This is a genomic window from Mucilaginibacter sp. 5C4 (assembly GCF_034345625.1).
In the GTDB taxonomy this organism is placed as follows: Bacteria; Bacteroidota; Bacteroidia; order Sphingobacteriales; family Sphingobacteriaceae; genus Mucilaginibacter; species Mucilaginibacter aurantiaciroseus.
Window position 1 is genome coordinate 983,490 of the sequence record NZ_CP133775.1, and the last position, 22,933, is coordinate 1,006,422.

General features: G+C 44.4%; 20 protein-coding genes. 15 read left to right on the top strand and 5 right to left on the bottom strand.

Annotated features, from left to right (window positions below; genetic code table 11):
- Positions 1–31: 31 nt before the first annotated feature.
- The 4 genes from RHM67_RS04510 to RHM67_RS04525 all read left to right on the top strand — a co-directional run bounded on the left by RHM67_RS04510 (position 32) and on the right by RHM67_RS04525 (position 3,447).
- Positions 32–1,372 (top strand): efflux RND transporter periplasmic adaptor subunit, encoded by a 1,341-nt coding sequence (locus RHM67_RS04510; RefSeq protein ID WP_322230917.1) that lies wholly within the window; start codon positions 32–34, stop codon positions 1,370–1,372.
- Positions 1,373–1,671: 299 nt separating this feature from the next.
- A complete protein-coding gene (locus RHM67_RS04515; RefSeq protein ID WP_322230918.1) occupies positions 1,672–2,679 on the top strand; it encodes an NAD(P)H-dependent glycerol-3-phosphate dehydrogenase in 1,008 nt (335 codons plus the stop codon).
- Positions 2,680–2,710: 31 nt separating this feature from the next.
- The gene (locus RHM67_RS04520; RefSeq protein WP_322230919.1) at positions 2,711–3,055 is read left to right on the top strand and encodes a hypothetical protein; all 345 of its coding nucleotides are present in this window, start codon (positions 2,711–2,713) and stop codon (positions 3,053–3,055) included.
- A gap of 71 nt (positions 3,056–3,126) precedes the next feature.
- Complete coding sequence (locus RHM67_RS04525; RefSeq protein WP_322230920.1) at positions 3,127–3,447, top strand: hypothetical protein; 321 nt, start codon at positions 3,127–3,129, stop codon at positions 3,445–3,447.
- 113 nt (positions 3,448–3,560) lie between these two features.
- On the opposite strand, the gene RHM67_RS04530 is transcribed toward RHM67_RS04525, so the two are convergent.
- Positions 3,561–5,414 (bottom strand): DEAD/DEAH box helicase, encoded by a 1,854-nt coding sequence (locus RHM67_RS04530; RefSeq protein WP_322230921.1) that lies wholly within the window; start codon positions 5,412–5,414, stop codon positions 3,561–3,563.
- 301 nt (positions 5,415–5,715) lie between these two features.
- Between RHM67_RS04530 and RHM67_RS04535 the strand changes: the two genes are divergently transcribed.
- Positions 5,716–6,588: an alpha/beta hydrolase gene (locus RHM67_RS04535; RefSeq protein WP_322230922.1), complete on the top strand. Its 873-nt coding sequence runs from the start codon at positions 5,716–5,718 to the stop codon at positions 6,586–6,588.
- On the opposite strand, the gene RHM67_RS04540 is transcribed toward RHM67_RS04535, so the two are convergent.
- Positions 6,589–7,056: a DUF4293 domain-containing protein gene (locus RHM67_RS04540; protein WP_322230923.1), complete on the bottom strand. Its 468-nt coding sequence runs from the start codon at positions 7,054–7,056 to the stop codon at positions 6,589–6,591. It abuts the gene before it with no gap.
- A 79-nt stretch (positions 7,057–7,135) separates the two neighbouring features.
- Here RHM67_RS04540 and truA point away from each other — a divergent pair, with 79 nt between their 5' ends.
- Positions 7,136–7,888 carry a tRNA pseudouridine(38-40) synthase TruA gene (gene truA / locus RHM67_RS04545; protein ID WP_322230924.1) on the top strand — a complete coding sequence of 251 codons (753 nt, stop codon included), beginning with the start codon at positions 7,136–7,138 and terminating at the stop codon, positions 7,886–7,888.
- 103 nt (positions 7,889–7,991) lie between these two features.
- Complete coding sequence (locus RHM67_RS04550) at positions 7,992–9,803, top strand: ABC transporter ATP-binding protein (protein WP_322230925.1); 1,812 nt, start codon at positions 7,992–7,994, stop codon at positions 9,801–9,803.
- 1 nt (position 9,804) lies between these two features.
- Here RHM67_RS04550 and RHM67_RS04555 read toward each other — a convergent pair whose 3' ends face one another.
- Positions 9,805–10,056 carry a hypothetical protein gene (locus RHM67_RS04555; RefSeq protein ID WP_322230927.1) on the bottom strand — a complete coding sequence of 84 codons (252 nt, stop codon included), beginning with the start codon at positions 10,054–10,056 and terminating at the stop codon, positions 9,805–9,807.
- Between the two features lie 393 nt (positions 10,057–10,449).
- On the opposite strand from RHM67_RS04555, the gene RHM67_RS04560 reads away from it, so the two are divergent.
- The 6 genes from RHM67_RS04560 (at position 10,450) to RHM67_RS04585 (ending at position 15,392) form a co-directional block, all read left to right on the top strand.
- Positions 10,450–11,328, top strand: coding sequence for a cell division protein FtsX (locus tag RHM67_RS04560; protein WP_322230928.1), 879 nt, complete (start codon positions 10,450–10,452; stop codon positions 11,326–11,328).
- Positions 11,329–11,405: 77 nt separating this feature from the next.
- Positions 11,406–11,669 (top strand): DUF3098 domain-containing protein, encoded by a 264-nt coding sequence (locus RHM67_RS04565; RefSeq protein ID WP_252757733.1) that lies wholly within the window; start codon positions 11,406–11,408, stop codon positions 11,667–11,669.
- On the top strand, positions 11,669–12,463 hold the full coding sequence (locus RHM67_RS04570; RefSeq protein ID WP_322230930.1) for an undecaprenyl-diphosphate phosphatase: 795 nt from the start codon (positions 11,669–11,671) through the stop codon (positions 12,461–12,463). Before RHM67_RS04565 ends, RHM67_RS04570 begins: the two co-directional genes overlap by 1 nt.
- An 11-nt stretch (positions 12,464–12,474) precedes the next feature.
- The gene (gene truB, locus RHM67_RS04575) at positions 12,475–13,200 is read left to right on the top strand and encodes a tRNA pseudouridine(55) synthase TruB (RefSeq protein ID WP_322230932.1); all 726 of its coding nucleotides are present in this window, start codon (positions 12,475–12,477) and stop codon (positions 13,198–13,200) included.
- A gap of 57 nt (positions 13,201–13,257) precedes the next feature.
- Positions 13,258–14,208, top strand: a complete 951-nt coding sequence (locus tag RHM67_RS04580) for a bifunctional riboflavin kinase/FAD synthetase (protein WP_322230934.1) — start codon at positions 13,258–13,260, stop codon at positions 14,206–14,208.
- A gap of 116 nt (positions 14,209–14,324) precedes the next feature.
- Positions 14,325–15,392, top strand: coding sequence for a DUF2157 domain-containing protein (locus RHM67_RS04585; RefSeq protein ID WP_322230935.1), 1,068 nt, complete (start codon positions 14,325–14,327; stop codon positions 15,390–15,392).
- A gap of 295 nt (positions 15,393–15,687) precedes the next feature.
- Here RHM67_RS04585 and RHM67_RS04590 read toward each other — a convergent pair whose 3' ends face one another.
- Positions 15,688–16,314 (bottom strand): LysE family translocator, encoded by a 627-nt coding sequence (locus RHM67_RS04590; RefSeq protein ID WP_322230936.1) that lies wholly within the window; start codon positions 16,312–16,314, stop codon positions 15,688–15,690.
- A 674-nt stretch (positions 16,315–16,988) separates the two neighbouring features.
- On the opposite strand from RHM67_RS04590, the gene RHM67_RS04595 reads away from it, so the two are divergent.
- Both RHM67_RS04595 and RHM67_RS04600 read left to right on the top strand, forming a co-directional pair.
- The gene (locus RHM67_RS04595; RefSeq protein ID WP_322230937.1) at positions 16,989–17,915 is read left to right on the top strand and encodes a cobalamin-binding protein; all 927 of its coding nucleotides are present in this window, start codon (positions 16,989–16,991) and stop codon (positions 17,913–17,915) included.
- A gap of 71 nt (positions 17,916–17,986) precedes the next feature.
- Positions 17,987–20,536, top strand: a complete 2,550-nt coding sequence (locus tag RHM67_RS04600) for a family 20 glycosylhydrolase (protein ID WP_322230938.1) — start codon at positions 17,987–17,989, stop codon at positions 20,534–20,536.
- 259 nt (positions 20,537–20,795) lie between these two features.
- Here the strand turns inward: RHM67_RS04600 and RHM67_RS04605 are convergent, their stop codons facing one another.
- On the bottom strand, positions 20,796–22,874 hold the full coding sequence (locus tag RHM67_RS04605) for a TonB-dependent receptor (protein ID WP_322230940.1): 2,079 nt from the start codon (positions 22,872–22,874) through the stop codon (positions 20,796–20,798).
- Positions 22,875–22,933: the final 59 nt, after the last annotated feature.

The window sequence follows — 22,933 nt, forward strand, 5'->3', positions numbered from 1 at the left end:
TTAAATACACAAACACAATCCTAAAATTATCATGGGAAAAACTACTAAATATATACTGATAGGCCTTGTTGTGCTGGTGGCATTACTAATCATTGGCAAAGCCACCGGTATAATTGGCAAACCGCAGGTAACGCAGGTTGCTGTTGAGAAAGCCGATAGCCGCGATATTAACGAAACCGTATCTGCCAGTGGTAAAATTAAACCTCACATCGAGGTTAAGATCAGCCCGGAGGTATCTGGCGAGGTGGTTGAGTTGCCTATTAAAGAAGGTGACGTGGTTAAAAAAGGCCAGTTGCTTTGCCGTATCCGCCCGGATATCTTAAAGTCGGGTTATGACCGCGCCGTGGCATCATACAACACCCAAAAAGCAAGCGTTGGTAATTCGGCACAAATGCTGAAACAATCGCAGGCTACATTTGCCAACCAGGAGTCTATCTACAAACGGAGTAAAGAGCTTTTTGACAAAAAAGTATTAACCGTTGCCGAGTTTGAGCAGGCGAAAGCTAACTACGAAGGCGCGCGTGCAACATTAGAAGCATCTAAGCAAAACGTAATAGGTTCTACCTATGGTTTGGCACAATCACAGGCATCTGTTAAAGAGGCACAAGATAACCTTGCCAAAACAACTATTTATGCCCCTGTTGATGGTGTGGTATCAAAACTGTCTATTGAGCAGGGCGAGCGCGTTTTGGGTACCCAGCAATTTGCCGGTACCGAGATCATGACCATATCTGACCTGAGCAAAATGGATGTTAATGTGGATGTGAACGAGAACGATATTAACCGCATAGCTATTGGCAACCAGTCGCAAATTGAGATAGATGCTTTCCTGGGTAAGAAATTTACCGGTGAGGTTATCGAAATAGGCAGTTCGGCCAACGTGGTAGGTACCAATGCAGACCAGGTGACCAACTTTACGGTTAAAGTGCGCATCACCGCGCAGTCATACATTGACCTGCTGAAGAAAAATGCGGAGAACCATTCCCCTTTTCGCCCGGGGTTAACCGCCACGGTTGATATCCAAACCAATCACGTAAAAGCATTGTCGGTGCCTATCCAGTCGGTAACCGCCCGCGATGTGAAAAAGACGGATGCTAAACCGGCCGATACCCAAAAGGACGATGCCAAGAAAACCACTACCAGCGCACCTGCAAAAGAGTATGTATACGTTTTGCAAGGCAACAAAGTGAAGCAGGTACAGGTAACTACCGGCATACAGGATGATACCTATATCCAGATCTTAAGCGGCCTTAAAGGCGGCGAAGAAGTGGTATCTGCACCATTCGCGGCTATCTCAAAAACATTGAACGATGGTATGATAGTAGAAAAAGTAGATAAATCGAAATTGTTTACCGGCGAGGTTAAGAAGTAATTTTAAGCCGAAAAGGTGACGGAAAAAGGCGAAAGGTTTCAGTACTTTTCGCCTTTTTTGGTTAAAAAAGTACTGTATTTTTCCGTTTAAAGATGGTGGCGCTATTTTGTCAGTAGGTAAAATCTGGATGGCTTGATTATGAGATGATTGTGAATATTCACGTGTGTTCGCAAACGTGAACGTGAACATTTTGGTTAAGCTTTACGCCAGGAAGCCTTTAGCTTTCACCTTTTCGCATAATATTTCATTAATTTGCATCACGGGAAAACCAATTGCCCGTTTGGTTCATTACTGACTTAATGCTTAAGCAAAAAAACAAAATTGCTGTTGTGGGCGGCGGAAGCTGGGCCACCGCAAATATTAAAATGCTTACCGATAACACCGCCGAAAAGGAAATTTTTTGGTGGATGCGTAACGGTGAAGCTGTAGAACACATCCGTAAATTTGGACATAACCCACACTACTTAAGTTCTGTGGAGATCAAAGTGCCTGCGCAAAATATCTCTACCGATCTAAGATCCCTGATACAAGGTGTTGATTATATACTGCTGAATGTACCTGCCGCATTTTTGAAAGCAGCGCTGGCAGGCATCACTCCGGATGATCTGAAGGGTAAAAAAATAGTATCGGCCATAAAAGGTATTGTGCCCGATGAAAATAAGATCATCGGCGAGTTTTTGAACGAGAATTACGATGTGCCGTTTGATCATATCCTGGTTATAAGCGGCCCCTGCCACGCAGAAGAGGTTGCGCTGGAGAAACTATCCTACCTTACTATAGCCTCCAAAGACGAAGCCCTGGCTGCCGAATTTGCGGACATGCTAAGCACCCGCTACATCAAAACCATCGTGTCCGACGATATTTACGGCACCGAATACGGCGCTGTGCTGAAGAATGTGTATGCCATTGCCAGCGGTATTTGCCACGGCGTTGGGTATGGCGATAACTTCCAGGCGGTATTGATCTCGAACGCCATCCGCGAGCTGGAGCGATTCGTTGACAAAGTACACCCTATTGACCGCGACATAAAGGAATCGGCCTACCTGGGCGACTTGCTGGTTACTGCGTACTCGCAGTTTAGCCGTAACCGTACTTTTGGGAATATGATAGGGAAGGGGTACACGGTAAAATCGGCACAGCTGGAAATGAATATGGTTGCAGAGGGCTATTATGCAGTAAATTGCCTACACCAGGTGAACAGGCAATACAAAGTAGATATGCCCATTTGCGAGGCCGTATATGCTATTTTATACAAGAAAAGCGCACCTGTGTTAGAAATGCAGAAACTGGCAGAGAAATTGAGTTAGTTACAGCAGTAACTAAACAAAATTCTTCCAAATGAAAAATCTATTTAAATCAGCCCTGTTAGCTGCCTCGTTATTTGCAGCATCATCGGCTTTCGCGCAAACACATAAAGACACTACGCTGGGCCAAAAAATTGGTACTACAGCTAAAAAAGGTTGGCATGCTACCCAAAAAGCAGGTAAAGCAGTAGGTAATAAAACAGCAGAAGTTGCCTCTAAAGGTGCCGCAGCTGTCGCCGATAAAAAATACGATGAAAAAGTAGCGCCGGGTGGTCAAACTATTTACATCGATAAAAACTCTTATTATTACTACGTAAATAAAAAAGGCCATCACATATATGTGCCTAAAGCAAAACTGGTTGATAAACCGGTTAAATAATTTTACAAAAAGCACCGGTTAATCAATCGGTGCTTTTTTATTTTCCTATCTTTTATTACCTTATTTGCAATATGAAAAAACATGCTTTACTATTGATAATGCTATATGGGGTAGCCGCACTGATAACCGCCTGCGATAAAAAGGAATCAAATAAAAAAGTACGGGGCGACTGGAGATCTAAAGATTCTAACACGAGCCTTAAAATAACTGATAAAAAGTTTATTATGGATGGCGATGTGCAAAACGCCGAGGATTATTTTACTAAAGACGACACTATTTTTACATCATTTGAAGGCAATCAGCCCTACACCAAATTTGTGATTCAAAAACTTGATGAGCAGCGCATGAACCTGCTATACCCCGATTCGGTTGCCGTTGAGTTTATCCGTTAAAACAAAAACCTCCCGTATGATGAACAAACGAGAGGCTTTGTAAACAAAACTAAACTAAAACTATGCTTCCGGGTAACTAATCCGAAAGCTCTTATGAAACTAACTAACTAAACTTAGAATCTTCTGCGGCGTTCCGGGCGCTCTTCGCGGGGTTTGCCAGAGAAATCACGAAAACCACCACCACCGTTGCCAGCGCCGCTGTTCCTGTCCCTGTTACCACCTTCGCGGCGTCCGCCACCACCACCACTATTTCTATCACGGTTGTAACCGCCGCCGCCTTCGCGCCTTTGGTAACCGCCTTCACGTCTGTCGCCATCGCCGCTTCTTGGGCTGCTGGTACCTTCGCCAGATATTTCAATCCTAACTTCGCGGCCTTTAAACTCAATGCCTTTAAAGTTATTCACTACCTGGTCAACATCAGCATTGCTTACTTCAAAGAATGAGTAAACACCTTTAACATCAATTTTACCAACGGTGCGTCCGCTTATTTTAGAGTTGTTGCAAATGTAACCCAGCAAATCGCCGCGGTTAAACTCATCAACACTACCTAAGTTGATAAACAAACGTGTATATTCTGATTTGCCACCTGAATCGCGCATTCCGCGTTCGCCTCTTTCGCCATCCCTGCTACGATCATCTGCAGGTGCGTTAAGGTCTGGTGCATTTTGATAATAATCTAAAAAGCGGTTAAACTCTAATGATGCAAAACGTTTAATTACATCCTCTTTGCTTAACTCAGCAAACTCATCCATAATACGTGGGATGTATTGCTCAATTTGTGCTTCGTTAATAGTTACGTTATGTACTTTATGTACAAGGGCAAACAATTGTTTTTCGCAAACATCAAAACCTGTAGGTATTTCGGCTTTTACAAACTTTTTACCAATTACACGCTCAATTTGGCGAATTTTACCAAGCTCTTTGCTGTTGATGATAGCGATAGATATACCCATTTTACCTGCACGGGCTGTACGGCCGCTACGGTGGGTGTAGTTCTCTATCTCATCGGGTAAGCTATAGTTAATAACGTGTGTAACATCATTAACATCAATGCCACGTGCTGCAACATCAGTAGCAATTAATAATTGCAGGCTGCGTTCGCGGTAGCGTTTCATTACCTTATCACGTTGTTGTTGTGATAAATCACCATGTAAAGCATCAGCGTTGTAACCGTCTTTTATAAGTGACTCTGCAATTTCCTGAGTTTCTATTTTGGTACGGCAAAATACGATACCAAAAATCTCGGGGTTATTATCAACAATTCGTTTAAAGGCAGCATATTTATCGCGGGCACGTACTACATAGTACTCATGCTCGATATTCACATTACCTGTGTTTTTTTCGCCCATGGTTAACTCAAAAGGGTTATCCATATATTTTTTAGCGATCCTTCTAACCTCAGAAGGCATGGTGGCTGAGAACAGCCAGGTTTTTTTGTCGTCTGGAGTGGTAGATAAAATACTGTCAATGTCTTCCTGGAAGCCCATGTTGAGCATCTCATCAGCCTCATCCAATACTACAAACCTAACCTGCGAAAAATTGATCGCCTTGCGGTTAATAATGTCAAGCATACGGCCCGGGGTAGCAACAACGATCTGTACACCACGTTTAATTTGGCGTAACTGATCCTGGATGCTTGCACCACCGTAAACGGCAACAACGTTAACGTTGTTCATGTGCTTGGAGTAGTTCTTAATGTCGTTCGTGATCTGTAAACAAAGTTCACGTGTTGGGCATAAAACAAGCGCTTGCGGATGATTTTCTTCGAAATCGAGCAGTTCTAATAGCGGCAGTCCAAAAGCAGCTGTTTTACCGGTCCCTGTTTGGGCTAATCCGACAAAATCGTTGCTGCCTGTTAACAATACCGGAATTGACTGTTCCTGGATTGGTGTAGGATTTTCAAATCCTAACTCAGAGATGGCATTAACAATATCATGACGGATTCCCAGATTGATAAATGGGTTCATGAATTAAAATAACGTATTTGACTACATCGTCAAATCGGGTGCAAAAGTACAATTAATATTTGATATTGCAAATACTGATTTTGAAATTTATGATACTGGTAAAATTTAAGGTTAATTTGATGTTAACTAACTTAAAATCAATAACTTTTTTATGTTAATTATTTTGGCGTTAGTGTGGCGTATACATAACAACAGTTTTTCACCCTCTTTTAAAAAGAGTTAAAAAATGTTAACCACTATTATGAAAACTATTGCAAATCAGCTATAATTCATATCTTTAAACATATATAACCTTATTGCAATGAAATACTTAAATAAAACACTGTTATCTACCTTGTTAGCTTTAATCTCCATAGTTAGTTACGCGCAGCAAAAACCCGATAACGATACAACTCAATACGGGCATAATGCTGCTGTAGGCAAGTATGTTACTTTGCGTGGGTTTAAAATGTATTATGAAGTTTATGGCAAGGGCGAACCAATGCTAATCATTCACGGTAATGGCGGTTCTATTAATAACTTTAGGTACCAGATTCCATATTTTGCTAAAAATTACCAGGTAATACTGGCAGATAGCCGCTCGCAAGGAAAATCGGTAGATAATAAAGATTCCATCACCTACGAAATGATGAGCGATGACCTTAACGCTTTGATGGAACACCTGCAGGTTAAAAACGCCAATGTTATGGGTTGGAGCGATGGTGGGATAGAGGGCCTGCTTTTAGCGATGAACCACCCCGATAAAGTGAAAAAACTTGCCGTTACAGGCGCGAACCTTTGGCCCGATACCAGCGCGATTGATAAGTTTGTATACGATTATGCTTTTAAGATGAACCAGGTAGCGGTTGATACCATGAAGAAGATCAAAAACCCAACCGGCGAGATGAAGGTACAGGTAAAATTACTGCACCTGCTAAGCTACGAACCGCATATAAAATTGGCTGCATTAAAGAAGATCAGCTGCCCAACGCTGGTAATTGGCGGCGACCATGACGTGATCAGGAACAAGCACACCATGCTGATAGCAGAGAATATAGCCAACTCGTATTTGTGGATCATACCCAACTCGGGTCACTCCACCCCGATATTTTACCGCGATATGTTTAACCAGGTAGTAGGCGACTTTTTTGCGAAGCCATACAGGCAGATAAAGGAGTTTGGAAAGTTTCAGTAACTACCTCAACCTATCAGCCGATTTCACCAATTTCTCATCTCTTTGAATTGCTTTAACAGCAAATATGATAAGGATGATGCTCAACGATGTCAGGAACAGGCCAATGCCCATATTTTTGTATTCCAATGTAATTGGGCCTACCACGTTTTTAACGGTTTGTGCCATCCAGAAGCTGTAGCCTATTAATACCAAAACAGCCACATAGCTAATGGTGATTTGCTGCTTGCGGTTCTTGTAAAGGAATATTAGCGCCAGCGGGATCAACGCGGCAAATACGGTAGCAATAGTTAATGGTAAAAAAGTGTGGGTCTGCTTGTCCTGCCCGTTTAGTATTTCATAAACGCCGGTTACGGATACGTTAACCAGTTTGCCATCCACAAAAATGTTATGGGCAAGCGGGAAAACGAACAGCGCGAAAATCACCATTGAAGCGAAAAGGAAGTATATTGATTGGATACGTTGTAGCATTTTGTTTGTTATAAGTTGCAAGCAAATATAGAATGGTAATTGGTAAATCTAAAATCGTAAATGATGTTAACTTTGCCACGTGGCAAACATTCAACGATATTTTATTGAACTGGCTTATGATGGTACCAACTATCATGGTTGGCAGGTGCAGCCAAATGCCGTAACCGTTCAGGAAGTGTTGGACAAAGCCCTTACCACTTTGTTACGCCAATCCATAGAAACCGTTGGTTGCGGCCGTACAGATACCGGTGTGCATGCTAAAGATTTTTTTGCGCATCTGGATGTTCAGTCGATGGTCCATGAACCATCGACCATAGACAAACGCAGTTTAAACGCCTTGCTTCCGCACGATATCGCCATTAAAAGCATCATCCCCGTAAATCCCGAAGCTCACGCCAGGTTTGACGCCACACTGCGTTCGTATGAGTATCATATCCATTTTGAAAAGAACCCGTTTTTAAACAACTATTCATGGTTGATCCGCGACAAGCCAAATCTGGAACTAATGAACCGGGCGGCGGCAATAGTCATGGAATACACAGATTTTAGCTGTTTCAGCAAAAGTAATACGCAGGTTAAAACCAATAATTGTAAAATTGCAAAAGCAGAATGGGTGGAGACTGAAAACGGCATCGTTTTTCATGTTTCTGCCGATAGGTTTTTGCGTAATATGGTCCGCGCCATTGTGGGTACATTATTACAGGTGGGTAAAAGCGAAATGCAACCCGAAGATATCCGTAAGGTAATAGAAAGTAAAAACCGTAGCAAAGCAGGAACAAGTGTACCGGCTTGCGGGTTGTATTTAACAGAGATAAAGTATCCGTATTTGTAAGATTTCGAATTTCGAATGTTCAAATTCGAATTTGATTTAACAGGACAACGACATTAAAAAGTAATCTCGAATTTGAACATTCGAAATTCGACATAAACTATAAATGGCATCAGAAGTTACAGGTAAAGCGCTCGACTGGAAATTAATGAGCAGGGTTATGCACTATGTAAAGCCGTACAACGGCAAGTTTGTAGTAGCTACCATCCTCACTATATTTTTGGCGGCGGTTGCATTGGTGCAACCAATACTGATACAGCGCACGCTGGATGTAAACATATTGGGTAACGATTATAACGGCCTTGTTTTTATGGTTGGACTAATGATAGCGCAATTGTTTGTCCAAACCATTGCGCAGTATTATCAAACCTATTTAACCAATGCGCTGGGTCAGTCTGTGATCCGCGATCTGCGGAAGGATGTTTTTAACCACATCACCAGCCTGCGGTTAAAATATTTCGACCATACACCAATTGGGATGCTCATCACACGTACCGTGTCTGACCTGGAAACTATCGCCGATATTTTTTCTGAGGGGTTGATCTCTATCATGGGCGATATGCTGCTGGTTTTTGCTGTAATCGGTTACATGATCTGGCAGGACTGGAAACTGGCGCTGATCACCCTGATACCTATGCCGTTGCTTTTTGCATCAACTTATATATTTAAGGAAGCTATAAAATCTTCCTTCCAGGAAGTGCGCACGCAGGTGGCGCAACTTAATACCTTTTTGGCTGAGCACATCAGCGGTATCAGCATCATCCAATACTTCGCCCGCGAGGAGCAGGAGATGCGCAAATTCCGCTCAGTGAATGAAAAGTATCGCGATGCCAACATACGCTCTAACTGGTACTATTCTATCTTCTTCCCGGTGGTAGAAATTTTGTTCGCCATTTGTATAGCCCTGCTGGTTTGGTACGGCTGCAAACGGATCCTGGACGATCAGCAAATGCATGCATTATCGGCTTCGCCAAATGGCATTACGCCGGGTGTAATTACCGGGTTTATAGTATTGCTAAATATGCTGTTCCGCCCCATTCGCCAACTGGCCGATAAATTTAACACCCTGCAAATGGGTATGGTTGGTGCCGACAGGATCTTTAAAGTATTAGATACCGATGAGGTTGCAATTGACAAAGGTAAACTTGCACCTACCTCATTACAGGGCGATATCGAATTTAAAAACGTTTGGTTTGCCTACAACGAGGAGAACTGGGTGCTTAAGGATATTAACTTCCACATAAAACCCGGGGAAACGCTGGCTTTGGTTGGGGCAACAGGCGCGGGCAAATCATCCACTATCAACATCCTTAACCGCTTTTATGATATTGGTAAGGGTGAGGTAAAAGTAGATGGGCACGATATACGTGAATATAAGGTGGATTACCTGCGCTCCAAGATTGCCACGGTAATACAGGATGTATTTTTGTTTACCGATACCATTGGCAATAACATCAGCCTCAACAATACGGATATCACCCGCGAAGATATCATAGCGGCAGCAAAAGATGTTGGCGCGCACGATTTTATTGAACGCTTACCCGGCGGTTACGACTATAATGTGATGGAGCGCGGCGCAACCCTATCTGCAGGGCAGGCGCAGTTGATCTCGTTCATCCGTGCATTGGTTTATAACCCGGCTATTTTGGTGCTGGATGAAGCTACCTCATCGGTAGATACCGAAACCGAGCTATTGATACAAACTGCCATTAATAAATTAATGCAGGGCCGTACGGCTATCGTAATAGCCCACCGTTTATCTACCATACAAAACGCCGATAAGATCATCGTGCTTGATCATGGCGAGATCAAAGAAGTGGGTACCCATCAGGAATTGTTGAGAATAGACAATGGTTACTACCGTAAACTATACGACCTGCAATTTAATTCGGCAGGTATAGCCAAACCGATAGAATAGTTTATTTAGATTCCAGCCGACGGTTGTCATCATCAGATGCATCGGGCTGGTTTTCTTTCGGTGGGTTTTTTACCGGATTAACCGGTTGCTCCTCGTTTTCATAACGTTTGGCCACATTTTTCTGTTGTGGCTCATCGCTGTGATATTGTTTATCCTCTTTTTTCACAACACTTTCGTGCCCGTTATCTGCAGGCCTGTTGGTTGGTGTGTCTGAAGGTGATGGTTTATTGTGGTCGTTTGCTGGAGTTGTCATGATGTGATAACAGGTGAAAGTTAAATTTGTTAACCGATGATTTGATTGATTAGTATGATTTCGCTGATTTTTACATATAAGTACATTGCCGTCGGCTTTAGCCGACGGGTGCCCCAAATGAAAGTCCGGCTTTAGCCAAACAAATCACGCAAGTTTTGGCTAAAGCCAAGTCCAAATTATTTATGATCCGCCCCATAAATGGGATGGCAATGAAGTAAAATTACCGTAATACTGATTTTACCTAAATCAACGGTCCGTTAATTATTGTTAATTATCCGCTATAAACTTTTACCTTTAGAGCAGGTTTGTTAATTTCGCAAATTAAAGTGTAAGATATATAAAGGGAGAGCTGGTCTCAAATCTCATATCTACATCTCATATCTAAATTTACGCATGGAAGAATTTGAAGCAAGCGCATCGGCAAAAAAAACAAAAACGATATATATATCTACCGTTTTTGGGATTGCTATGGTTTTATTGATGATAGGGCTGCTGGGCTTGATATTGGTACATGCCAACAACCTCTCGCGCTATGTAAAAGAAAACATTGTGCTGAATATATTTATGGATGATTCGGCCCACGAAACAGATGTACTGCAACTGCAAAAACAACTGGATGGCAACCCCATGGTTAAGCAAACCGCGTATGTAAGTAAAGAACTTGCCGCTCGCAACCTGCAAAAAGACCTGGGCGAAGATTTTGTAAAGTTCCTTGGTTACAACCCTTTATCGCAATCGCTGGATATTTACCTGAAGGCAGATTACGCTAACAATGCGGGGATCGAAAAATTTAAAGCAGAGTTGCTGAAAAACAAACTGGTTAAAGAAGTTAAATACCAGCAGTCACTTGTCGACCAGATGAACGCCAACCTTACGTCTATCAGCCTAATTATATTGGCCTTCGCCGGAATCTTCATTATCCTATCGGTAGCGTTGATCAACAATACCATCAGGCTGGCCATATACTCGCAACGCTTCCTCATCAAATCGATGCAGTTGGTAGGTGCAACAAAAGGGTTTATCCGTAAGCCGTTTTTGCTTTACGGCATATGGCATGGCTTATTGGGCGCGTTGATATCCATTGTGATATTGATAGCTACCTTGTTTGTTGCCAACAAGCAGATCCCTGACCTGGTGATTCTGCAAAGCCCTGCCGAGTTTGGTATGGTGTTTTTAGGTATTGTGATACTGGGTATATTTATATCAGCCTTCAGCACGTTCCTGGCGGTTAACAAATTTTTACGCTTAAAAATATACGATCTGTACAGGTAGTTTATTAGTTCACTGGTTCATTAGTTAATTTATAGCTACAGCCAAGTAATTAAATCAATCATTAATAATTAAAATATATGGCACTGCAACAATCAAAAACAACCGCAAGCAAAATACAGGCCCCGGTAACCAATATTACTACGCCTGCTCAATTTATATTCGGTAAAGAAAACTATAGGTGGCTAATCATCAGCATTGCCGTAGTTGCATTTGGTTTTGTGCTGATGAGCGGTACTACCGATATTTATAGCACCACCAAAATCGTTATCGCACCAATTGTAGTATTAACAGGTTTCGGCCTTGGTTTCTACGCTATTCTAAAAAAGCCTACAGCTAAGTAATGAACATCATACATGTAATTGTCCTTGCTATTATAGAGGGCATCACCGAGTTTTTGCCCATCTCGTCTACCGGGCACATGATCATCGCCTCATCGGTAATGGGCATCCAAAGCAACGATTTTGTAAAACTTTTTACAGTGGCAATCCAGTTAGGCGCAATCCTTTCTGTAGTGGTATTGTACTTCAAACGTTTCTTCCAGTCGCTTAATTTTTACTACAAGCTTTTTGTGGCTTTTATACCCGCGGCAGTGTTCGGTTTGCTATTCAGCAAAAAGATAGACCAGTTAATGGAAAGCGCGCTAACAGTAGGTATTACCCTGTTTATCGGTGGTATTATTTTGCTTTTTGTAGATAAGTGGTTTAACAACCCCGATGTTAAAGAAGAAAAAGAGATCAGTTATTTAACCGCTTTAAAGATCGGTTTTTTCCAGTGTTTATCCATGATCCCGGGCACATCACGTTCAGCAGCAACAATCGTAGGTGGTATGAGCCAAAAGCTGAGCCGCAAGGCAGCTGCCGAGTTTTCTTTCTTTTTAGCTGTGCCAACCATGTTTGCTGCCACAGCCAAAAAGCTTTACGATTTTTACAAAGAAGGGCACGCGTTTACCGGCGAAGAAATTAAGCTGTTAGCAGTAGGTAATGTAATTGCCTTTATAGTAGCCCTGCTGGCTATCAAAACATTCATCACCTTTTTAGAGCGCCGCGGTTTTCAGCTTTTTGGCTGGTACCGTATTTTAGTAGGCGGGGTAATTATTATCCTTTACCTGAGCGGCCATAATTTGCAAGTGATATAAAACCATTCCTATTGATCAATTCCTTCCAATCCATACAAGATTTTGCCGACGGGCAACTCCTCCTCATTGATAAACCATTAGAATGGACAAGCTTTGATGTGGTAGGCAAGTTGCGCAACTCTTTTAAGCCTTTAAAGCTTAAAGTAGGCCACGCCGGCACGCTCGATCCATTAGCTACCGGCCTGCTTATTATCTGCACCGGTAAAATGACCAAGCAGATAGATACTTTCCAGGCGGAAGAGAAGGAATACACAGGCACTATGGTGCTTGGCGCTACTACCCCAACATACGACTTGGAGAGCAAGCCCGAAGCTAAATTTGAAACAAGCCACCTAACCGAAGAGCAAATAAAAGCGGCCTGCGCGCAATTCACGGGTGATATCCAGCAATATCCACCCGCGCACTCCGCTATTAAAATTGACGGCGAACGCCTTTACGAAAAAGCCCGCCGCGGCGAAGAGGTGGAGCTTCGCCTGCGTAATGTTACGATATCAGAATTTGAGATCACCCGTATTGAATTACCCGAAGTGGATTTCCGTGTGGTGTGCAGCAAAGGCACCTACATCCGCTCATTAGTGAACGATTTTGGTAAGGCGCTTGATAATGGTGCATACATGTCGGCATTGAGGCGTACACGGAGTGGTAATTATATGGTAGAGGATGCCTATGATGTCTTAGCACTTGTGGATACCATTCGCGAACTTAAATCGAGCGAGCAGGCAAACCCCGCTTTGTAAATTTTACACTTCAACAAACAAAAAGCTGCTTAGTCCTTTTACCTTTGTGGCAATAAGATGAGGATATACCATAATATCGACGAATTTACAGCCGTTAAAAACGCGGTGGTTACCATTGGTACGTTCGACGGCGTGCACATCGGTCACCGTAAAATTATATCGCGCATTAAAGAACTGGCTGCGGCTACCGGCGGTGAAACGGTTATCCTTACTTTCTTCCCTCACCCAAGGATGATCCTACATCCCGAGGACGAAAGCATCAAACTCATCAATACCATAAACGAGAAGGCCGAACTGCTGGAACAATTAGGTGTCGACCATCTCATCATCACCCCGTTTTCCCGAGATTTTTCTAACCAAACCGCCGAGGGTTACATCCGTGATGTATTAGTGAATAAGATAGGCACCAAAACCATCGTAATAGGGTATGACCACCGCTTTGGTAAGGACAGGCAGGGCGGCTTGCGGGACCTGCTTACGCTTGGGCCACAATATAACTTCGAGGTAGTAGAGATTCCCGAGCAGGATATAAACGATGTAGCTATAAGCTCCACCCGCATCCGTGCGGCCTTGCTGGATAATAACATCAATATTGCTAACGAATGCCTGGGCTACCCATTCTTCATTACCGGTAAGGTTATCCGTGGCGATCAATTGGGCCGCCAGTTAGGTTACCCAACCGCCAACCTGCTTATCGAGGAAAAATATAAACTTATCCCTGCCGATGGCATCTTTGCGGTAAAAGTGAAAGTTGCCGGCAACGAATATTCCGGTATGGCCTACATTGGCCACCGCCCAACCATTAACGGGATGACGCGTAACATCGAGGTAAACATTTTTGATTTTAAAGACGAGATCTACAATCAGCAGATCAGGATGGAGTTTTTGCACTTTGTACGTGCCGATATCAAATTTGAATCGCTGGACCAATTGGTGGTGCAATTAGGTAAAGATAAACAAGATGTTCAATCCCTACTTGTGATTGACGGCCCGCAGTTTAACACATAGCTTTATTCCCTTTTCATCGTCGGGCATTAATTTCTCATCCCGATATCCGTAAATTAAGTGTGAATTAACATTGTTTCCTCTCACTTATTCCTATAAATTCGTGTATCTGTAAACCTATGGCTAAACTGAATATCGACCGGCAGGAAAGTGAATTTTTGAACGATACCATCGCGCATTGGGAAAAGAACAACTTGCTTGATACCGCACAAGCTGAAAAGCTCCGTAACTCATATGAGGTAAAAGGTTTCGACTGGATGCGTTTGGCTAAGTACAGCATTTGGGTAGCCCTGTTTTGTGGTGCCATAGCCATCGGTTCGCTTATTGTAGATGATGCCGTTATCAAATGGATCAAAAACTTGTATGATACCCCTGATATTGTTATCAGCATGCTATCCGGCGTGGCCGCAGCCGCACTTTTCTATTTAGGCCGCAGACGCGAGCGATTGTTCCCCGAGAAGATATTCAGTAATGAGGCCACCATATTTTTAGGTGTTTTTTGCACGGCCAGTTGTATTGCCTACCTGGGCAAAACGTTTGATAACGGCTCGGGGCATTATTCTATACTCTTCCTCGTATCCGTATTTGTATACGGCGTTTTGGCTAACCGGATGAACTCAAGGCTCATCTGGCTGTTCGCGCTGGTATCATTAGGTAGCTGGTTCGGTACCGAAACAGGGTATCAAACCAACTGGGCGCTTTACTTTTTGGGGATGAATTATCCGCTGCGTTTTGTACTGTTTGGCTTGCTGTTAGTAGGTGCCTGCCACCTGCTTAAAGGTAAAAATTGGTTCGCCTACTTTTGGGAATTGACGTATGTTGTAGGGATGCTATACCTGTTTATGTCGCTTTGGTTGTTGAGCATATTTGGCAATTACGGCAGTATGGAGGTTTGGTGGCAGATCAAACAGATCAGCCTGTTCTACTGGGGTATTATCTCCGCTGTGGTTGCCTGTATGTTCCTGCTGTATGGTTTGAAATTTAAAGATGTTATAGCCCGCGAGTTTGGTATCACCTTCCTCATTATATTCCTGTATACCAAATACTTCGAATACTTTTGGGATGGTACCAACAAAACGCTGTTCTTTGCTATCCTGGCCCTGTCGTTCTGGTTAGTTGGGCGCAAGGCCGAAAAGATCTGGAATATCAATACAGCCAGGCCGCAGGTTTCCAAAGAAAATAGTTAGCTAATTCCCGGGGTGTCCCATTATTTGTGATACAAATGCAATTAGACAGGTAACTAACTGTAAATCAATAACTAACAAAACCGTAAATTTTACTTTCAGCTGAAGTGTTTCTTTAATCAAAATACAGAATATTCTTTATTTTAGTTAGTTGTATGTTTTGGCCGGGGTGTCCCACTTGTTTCTGAATGGGACGGAATGGGACACCTTATTTTGAGGTAATTGAGCGTATTTCGACGACCTTAAATAGCATTTCATTCGCCTTTTTTCGTCCGTCGAAATCAATTATTTATCTTATTTACCGGTACTTAAAATAAACGAGATAGATCTGCTTAAAAACATGATATGCTGCAAACGAGAAGAATAAAATCGAGATGCCAATATCAACAGCCTTGGTGCTCAACTCAAATTTCTTTTGCAGGAACTTAGCGAACCTGGCATAAAAATACAAAGCGATAAAAGACCCCGCAGCCGAGCCGATACTAAAGATAACCAACGCCAGGCGGCCGTCCTCAATCCACTCATGGGTGATGAGGTAAGTGCCCGTCACCATCCAGAAAGGGATCTGCATTGGGTTTAAAAACCCCAATAGAATGCCGTATTTAATACTGGCGCGGTTGCTGTAAGTTGTTTTTGGCGGTTTGTTGCGGTTTAACCAGGTAATGGTACCCAGTGTACCGAAAAGCACCACCATTACCCAGTCGATAATGGTATCCAGTTTAACCTCCTCAGATAGCCATTTAGCTCCCTGCATCACCACATAAGTAAAAAAGAACTCTACGCAGCTAAAAGCGATGATAAACTGCAGCGCCTGTTTCATGCCGCGGTTTATGGTGATCTGCATCAAAGTAAGGTTGATGTTACCGGGTGGTATGTAGCCAATAAAGTTGGCGATGACCCCGATAAAAAAGGTTAGGAATATCATTAAAAGCAAAGATAATATTTAAGAGGGTAATTGCGATAGGCAGTTTACAGGTATAGCATTCCGTGGTAATATTTTAGACATTCTTGCATTTGGTTCTTCGTTAGGAATGGCGGTGGGTCAGATGAATCGTCAGTGGATGTTACTTTCTTTTCTCTCAAAAGAAAGTAACCAAAGAAAAGTCGCGGCTTGGTAACACCCTGTGTAAGTTAGTGCTTTATCAGTTCTGGTGCCACCCGTGTGTTACGCTATGCCGCATTTTCGAGGTCATTGTTCTGTTCATCAAGCTCAGAGGAAACATAGCCCTTTGTTTCTGTCAGCAAAGCAGCTTCGTCCGAAAGCGGGAAGAACTATGGTGGCCTTGTGCGTGGTATGGGCATAGGGAACTTTTGCGGAAGCGGTGGCCTGAGCGCATTGGGGCAAAAGATTTCCGGCCCGTGGTTCTGAGCGATTTGCGGCGTGGGGCTTGTGCGGCAAAGAAGCCTTTTTGCTGACTTGAATTTTTGCTTCTTTTGTTTCAAGACAAAAGAAGTAGCCCTCCGCGGCAATGAGCGGGCTGGCGTTCATAAAAGCACAAACTACTGATAGTGCACAACCCCTCCCTGCCACCATACAATCAATCGCACCCATCCCAAGGGAGGGAATTAAAAATCTTTATTCGCATATTTGCAACCAATATGTCTGCTCATAAAATAGTTTCGTTATTACCCGCCGCTACCGAGATCGTTTGCGCTTTAGGATTGGAAAGCAGCCTGGTTGGCCGCTCGCATGAGTGCGATTATCCGGAGAGCATCAAGCATTTGCCCATATGCTCTGAAGCCAATTTTCCGGATGGTATGAGTAGTGCCGATATTGATGTAAAGGTAAAAGAGATCCTGGCCGATGCTTTATCGGTTTACACGGTTAAGCGCGAGGTGATCAAAGAACTGTCGCCAGATGTGGTGATCACCCAGGCACAGTGCGAAGTTTGCGCGGTGTCGCTGCCCGAGGTACAGCAGGCTTTGGAAAACTATTTAGATAAGCAGGCACGGATCATCTCCCTGCAACCCAACAGCCTCGACGAGATCTTTAATGATATTAAAACGGTTGCTAAAGTACTTAATGTTGAAGCAGAAGGGGAACAACTGCTTGAAGACCTTACCGAGCGTGTCGACATCATTCGCCATAAGCTGAAGTTTATGGAAAACAAGCCAACCGTTGCCTGTGTGGAATGGCTGGAACCCATGATGATCTCGGGCAACTGGATCCCCGAGCTGGTGCAAATTGCAGGTGGCACGCCTATATTGGCGCAGGCCGGCAAGCATTCGCCATACGTAAGTTGGGACGACATCCGCGAAAGCGATCCTGATATTATACTGCTGATGCCTTGCGGATTTTCCATCGAGCGCACCATGCGCGAGATCAATATCCTGTTAGAACAGCCCGGCTTCGCCGACCTGAAAGCCGTAAAAAATAACCGCATCTATATTGCCGATGGCAACCAATACTTTAACCGCCCCGGCCCAAGGATAGTAGATTCAGTCGAGATCCTGGCCGAGATCATCCATCCCAAGCAATTCGCTTTTGGCTACGAAGGTGATGGCTGGATCAAATTCGCACTTTAAAAAATATTTTAAAAAGTATTTCCACATCTTAAAATCATTATATTTACGCTTATAAACCTAAATATAAACTGATGCGCCGTTTTCTTACCCTATTGTTGTTTGTTGCAATAAACACTGTAACAGTATTAGCCAATGCACCCGTTTTTGATACTAAAGATTTGCACCTAAGCTGGGAAGTTTTAGATAACAATTATCTAAACAAGCATGAGGCGTTAACCTCGCTGGTGATCACCAATAAAGGGAAACAAACCATGCCGGCAGGCGGCTGGAAGATCTATTTCAACTCATCCCGTAATTTTATTGCGGACGCGGTTAGCGGTAACGCCAGGATCTTGCAGGTAACCGGCGACTTGTACAGCATCATCCCAAACGATAAATTCACAGCCATAAAACCCGGCGAAAGCATCCGTATAGATTATGTGTGCGACGCCGTGGTGGTAAACTTTACCGATGCCATTGAAGGCCCGTACTTTGTATGGGATGCCGAACCAGCCAAAGGTTACCGGCCCGGCGATTTTACCATCAAACCATTAAACCCAACTTACCAGGGCTTAATTACGCCCGAGATCTTATACAACCAAAACAAGATCGTTCAGGATATCCCGGCATCGCAATTGCAAAAAATTATCCCCACACCGGTAAATTACCAGGAGAATGCAGGCAGCTTTGTGATCACCAATGCGGTGTCTATTGTAAGCGACCCACTTTTCACCAAAGAGAAAACCTATTTCATTACCGATATTGAAAAGTTACTGGGCAGTAAGCTTAAAGGTGGTTCAATAACAAAAAAGATCATCTTTAAAAAAGACGCGACTTTAGGTGCGGAGGCTTATACTTTAAATGTTACGCCGAATGATATCACCATAGCGGCATCAACCCCGGCAGGGTTATTCTATGGCATCCAGTCGCTCAAAACAGCTATTTCGGCATCACCATGGATGAAAGCACAGGCCAGTATCCCCGTGCCTTGCATCAGCGTTAAGGACGAACCCCGTTTCCCATACCGAGCGGTGATGCTGGATGTTGCACGTAATTTCCAGAGCAAACAGCAGGTGCTTAAACTGATAAACCTGATGGGTGTTTACAAACTGAACACTCTGCACATGCACCTCACCGATGATGAGGGCTGGAGGATAGAGATCCCGTCGCTGCCGGAACTGACCGCTGTTGGTTCAAAACGCGGGCATACTTTAGATAGCAAAGGCTTCCTGCCGGCATCGCATGGTTCCGGTCCCGATTTTGATAACAAAGCCGGTACAGGTTTTTACACCAAGGCCGATTATATCGAGATCCTGAAATACGCTACCGAACGCCACATTAACGTATTGCCCGAGATAGAGACCCCCGGCCATGCACGCGCCTCTATCAAAGCGATGGACGCCCGTTACGAGCGGCTTTTAGCCGCCGGCGATAAAGCAGGTGCCGAACGTAATTTGCTGCGCGATGTAAACGATAAATCTGATTATCGCTCGGTACAATACTGGAACGATAACGTGATAGATGTTTCGATGCCATCAACCTATAACTATATCGAAACCGTAGTTAGCGACCTGGTGAATATGTATAAAGAAGCAGGTGCACCGCTGCCTGCCATACACTTTGGTGGCGATGAAGTGCCGCCGCATGTGTGGGAGAAGTCGCCATCATACCTGGCGTTGAAAGCAAGCAACCCCGAGATCCAAAACACGGGCGACCTGTGGTACTACTTCTACGGCAGGGTGAACGACATCCTGAAGAAACGCAACATTCGCCTGGCGGGTTGGGAAGAAATGGCCCTGCGTAAAACATTGGTGGACGGGCAAAATACTTATGTGCCTAATCCGCAGTTTTCGGGCGAAAAAATGCAGGTGGATGTTTGGAACAATGTGCTTGGCGACGGGCAGGAAGACCTGGCCTACAAACTGGCGAACGGTGGTTACAAAACCGTGCTTACCTGTGTAACCAACCTGTATTTTGATATGGCCAACTACAAATCGTGGGACGAGCCGGGTTACTACTGGGGCGCGTTTTTAGGCATAGATAAATTCTTCTCATTTATCCCATACGATTACTTCAAAAATGCGGACGTGGACAAGAACGGCTTGCCGATAAACCGCAACATCTTTATAGGCAAACAACGTTTAACCGATTACGGCAAAACCAATATCATAGGCTTACAAGGCGCGCTTTGGGCCGAGACCGTGAAAACACCCCAGCGGATGGACTACATGATCTTCCCTAAGCTGATAGGCCTGGCAGAACGTGCCTGGGCGAAAGACCCGGCCTGGGCCACCGAACGCGATACCACCAAAGCCCGCGAAATGTACAATGCCGACTGGAGCAAATTCCTGAATATATTAGGCAAACGTGAATTGCCAAGATTAGCCTACTATAACGGCGGTTATAACTTCCGCATCCCTAAGCCGGGTGTTATTTTAGAAGACGGCAAATACAAAAGTAATATCCAATTCCCGGGGATGACGATACGCTACACTACAAACGGGAGAGAGCCGGACGCGAACAGCCCCGTTTACGAGAAACCGATCCCTGCGAACGGCATCATCAAGTTCCGCGCGTTCGATGCCAAAGGGCGCGGCGGGAATGTAGCCGAAGTGCAGAATAAGCAGGAACCGGCGATGTAGTTTAGTCGATGGTCAATAGTCTATGGAAAGACATAACAAATAGGCTGCCTAATGGGTAGCCTTATTTGTTTATTGCCTATGTAGTTGGCGGCCTCACTAAAAACTCTTACGCAGGTATCATTGCCGTCCCATTTATGGGACGGATTTAGGCATGCGGCATTGTGGCTTTAGCCAAAGTTCGCATGGTTTGGCTAAAGCCAATGCTTGTCTCTAAGTTATCCGTTGACTAAAGTCAACAGCAATGAGGGAGTTGGAAACACTATAAATTAAGGTTCACCCCAAAAAAGTAATTCCTTAGCGGCGCAGGGTTATAATACCTATTCCCCACTGCGTTCAGATCGTTACCTAAACTGTATTTCTGGTTTAGCAGGTTATCGGCACCGGTGTAAAGCTCCAAACGGGTTTTACGGCTGATATTGTGCTGCCAGGAGGCCTTCGCCTGTAGCAGGTGATACTTGGGCGCGTAAACGGTATTGCCATCGTTCAGCGGGACATTTGAGGTGTAATTATGCTGCACGAACAACGCGAAACTTTGCGGGAAAAGCGTTTGCAGCGATGATACAATAACCTCGCGCGGTACACCCGTTAAACGGTTGCCCGAGTAGCTTGCCCCCGCTACATTATAATCTCTGAATTTGAAACGGCTTATGGTAAGTGAAGTATTGAATTGCAACCCGCGGATGATACCGTTGTTGTTGCGTTTGATTAACCAATCGGTAAAAGCCAGTTCAAAACCGGGTTGGTTGGTGCCTCCCGAGTTAATGTAGTACTCCGTTTCGTTTTGATTGAGCTGACGAACGATAGACTTATCCAACCTATAATAAAATACCGACGCATCCAGCAGCAGGCTTTCATCTTTATTACGCAGTCGGAAACCCGTTTCGTAGTTCCAGCCGGATTGTGCCTGCAGGTTGGTGTTGATGATATTATTGGTAGGCCTAACCTCGGCAGTAGTAGGGGTAGAGTACCCTCTGCTAACCGACGCCCGCCAGATAAAATCATTGGTGATCTGGTAAGACAGCGCCAGTCTCGGCATCACCACCGCATCAAATTTACGGTCGGTAAAATTAGCCTCATTCAACGGGGCAATGTTGCGGAATTTGTAGCCGTAGTAGTTCAAGCTTGCGGCAGCCTCTACATGCAAGCGTTTGAAAATATCCGCCGCGTAGCGCGCGAAGAAAAAGTGCTGCCCGGTGTTGATCTTGTCTATCTTTTGCACCTTACCCTTTTCGCCGGCGTTGTTATTATAGTTGCTGATCTGCGAGTTGGTTTGCTGCCACTCGGCGCCCACGTTCAGTTTCCAGTCGAAATTTTCCTGCGGGATGGCGGCCAGTTCAAAGTAGGTGCGTGCGCCGTAGGTATTCTCTTTACGCTGCTCGTAATTGGTGATGAAAGGGTTGGCAAAATCTACGTGGTTACCAAAAACGGCCAATACGTTGCGGATGCGGTTGGTAAGCTGTGCATTGTTCACCAGGCCGCCCAAAAGTAATTTGGTATTGATGCGGATCTTTTGCTGGATAGCCCCCGGCAGCGTAGCTGTTGGTAACCTTGCACTGCGCGGGTCGGCCTGCATTTGTGCCAGGTTTAAGCCGCCGGGCGTTTGGTAATCCAGATCAGAGTATAACACGGTTGCACGTAATTCGCTTTGCGGTGCGTATTGGTAAGCATCGCCGGCCTGCAAATAGGTGCGGTGCATGCGGCTGTTTTGGCGGTAGCCATCATACGTTTGGTACGATTGATTGAAATTGAACCGGTTTTTAGCGCCCGTATTTTGCAGCGACACCTTTTCATGGAACAAGCCATACGAGCCGCCGTTGATGCCTGCGGATAAATAATTACTGTCTGTACGGTTAACCGGACTAAGCAAAACCACACCTCCGGAATTAGCCCCGAAAAGGCTCCCATCCGGCCCTTTCAGGATCTCGATGTGGCGGATGTTGCTGATATCGATAGTATTCAGATAAGTATTGCCGCCTGCATCGGTTAAGGGGATCTCATCAAAGTAAACTTTTACATCCCTCACCCCAAACGGCGATCGCAGCAAACTACCGCGGATAGACAAGCGGTAACTCCCCGGCGAGCGTTCCTCAGCACGTACACCCGGCAAGGTGTTCAGCGCGGTAACAAATGAATTATCGGGCTGCAATTTCAGCTGTGCCGACCCAAGCACGCTAACAGATGCAGGCACACTTAGCACGGGCTGCTCGGATAAGTAGGCCTTTATGGTAACCTGCTTTAACTGCCGCGAGGTGTCTTGTTTAGCAATAGGCTTGGTTTGCGCCACAGCAGCAACCGAGAATATAACAGCTGAAAATAAACTTAAGTAACGTTTTATCATGTGCGGGGTATGGAAAGCAAAAATAGCCCTTTATACTGTATTGGCTGTCCTTGTTAAAT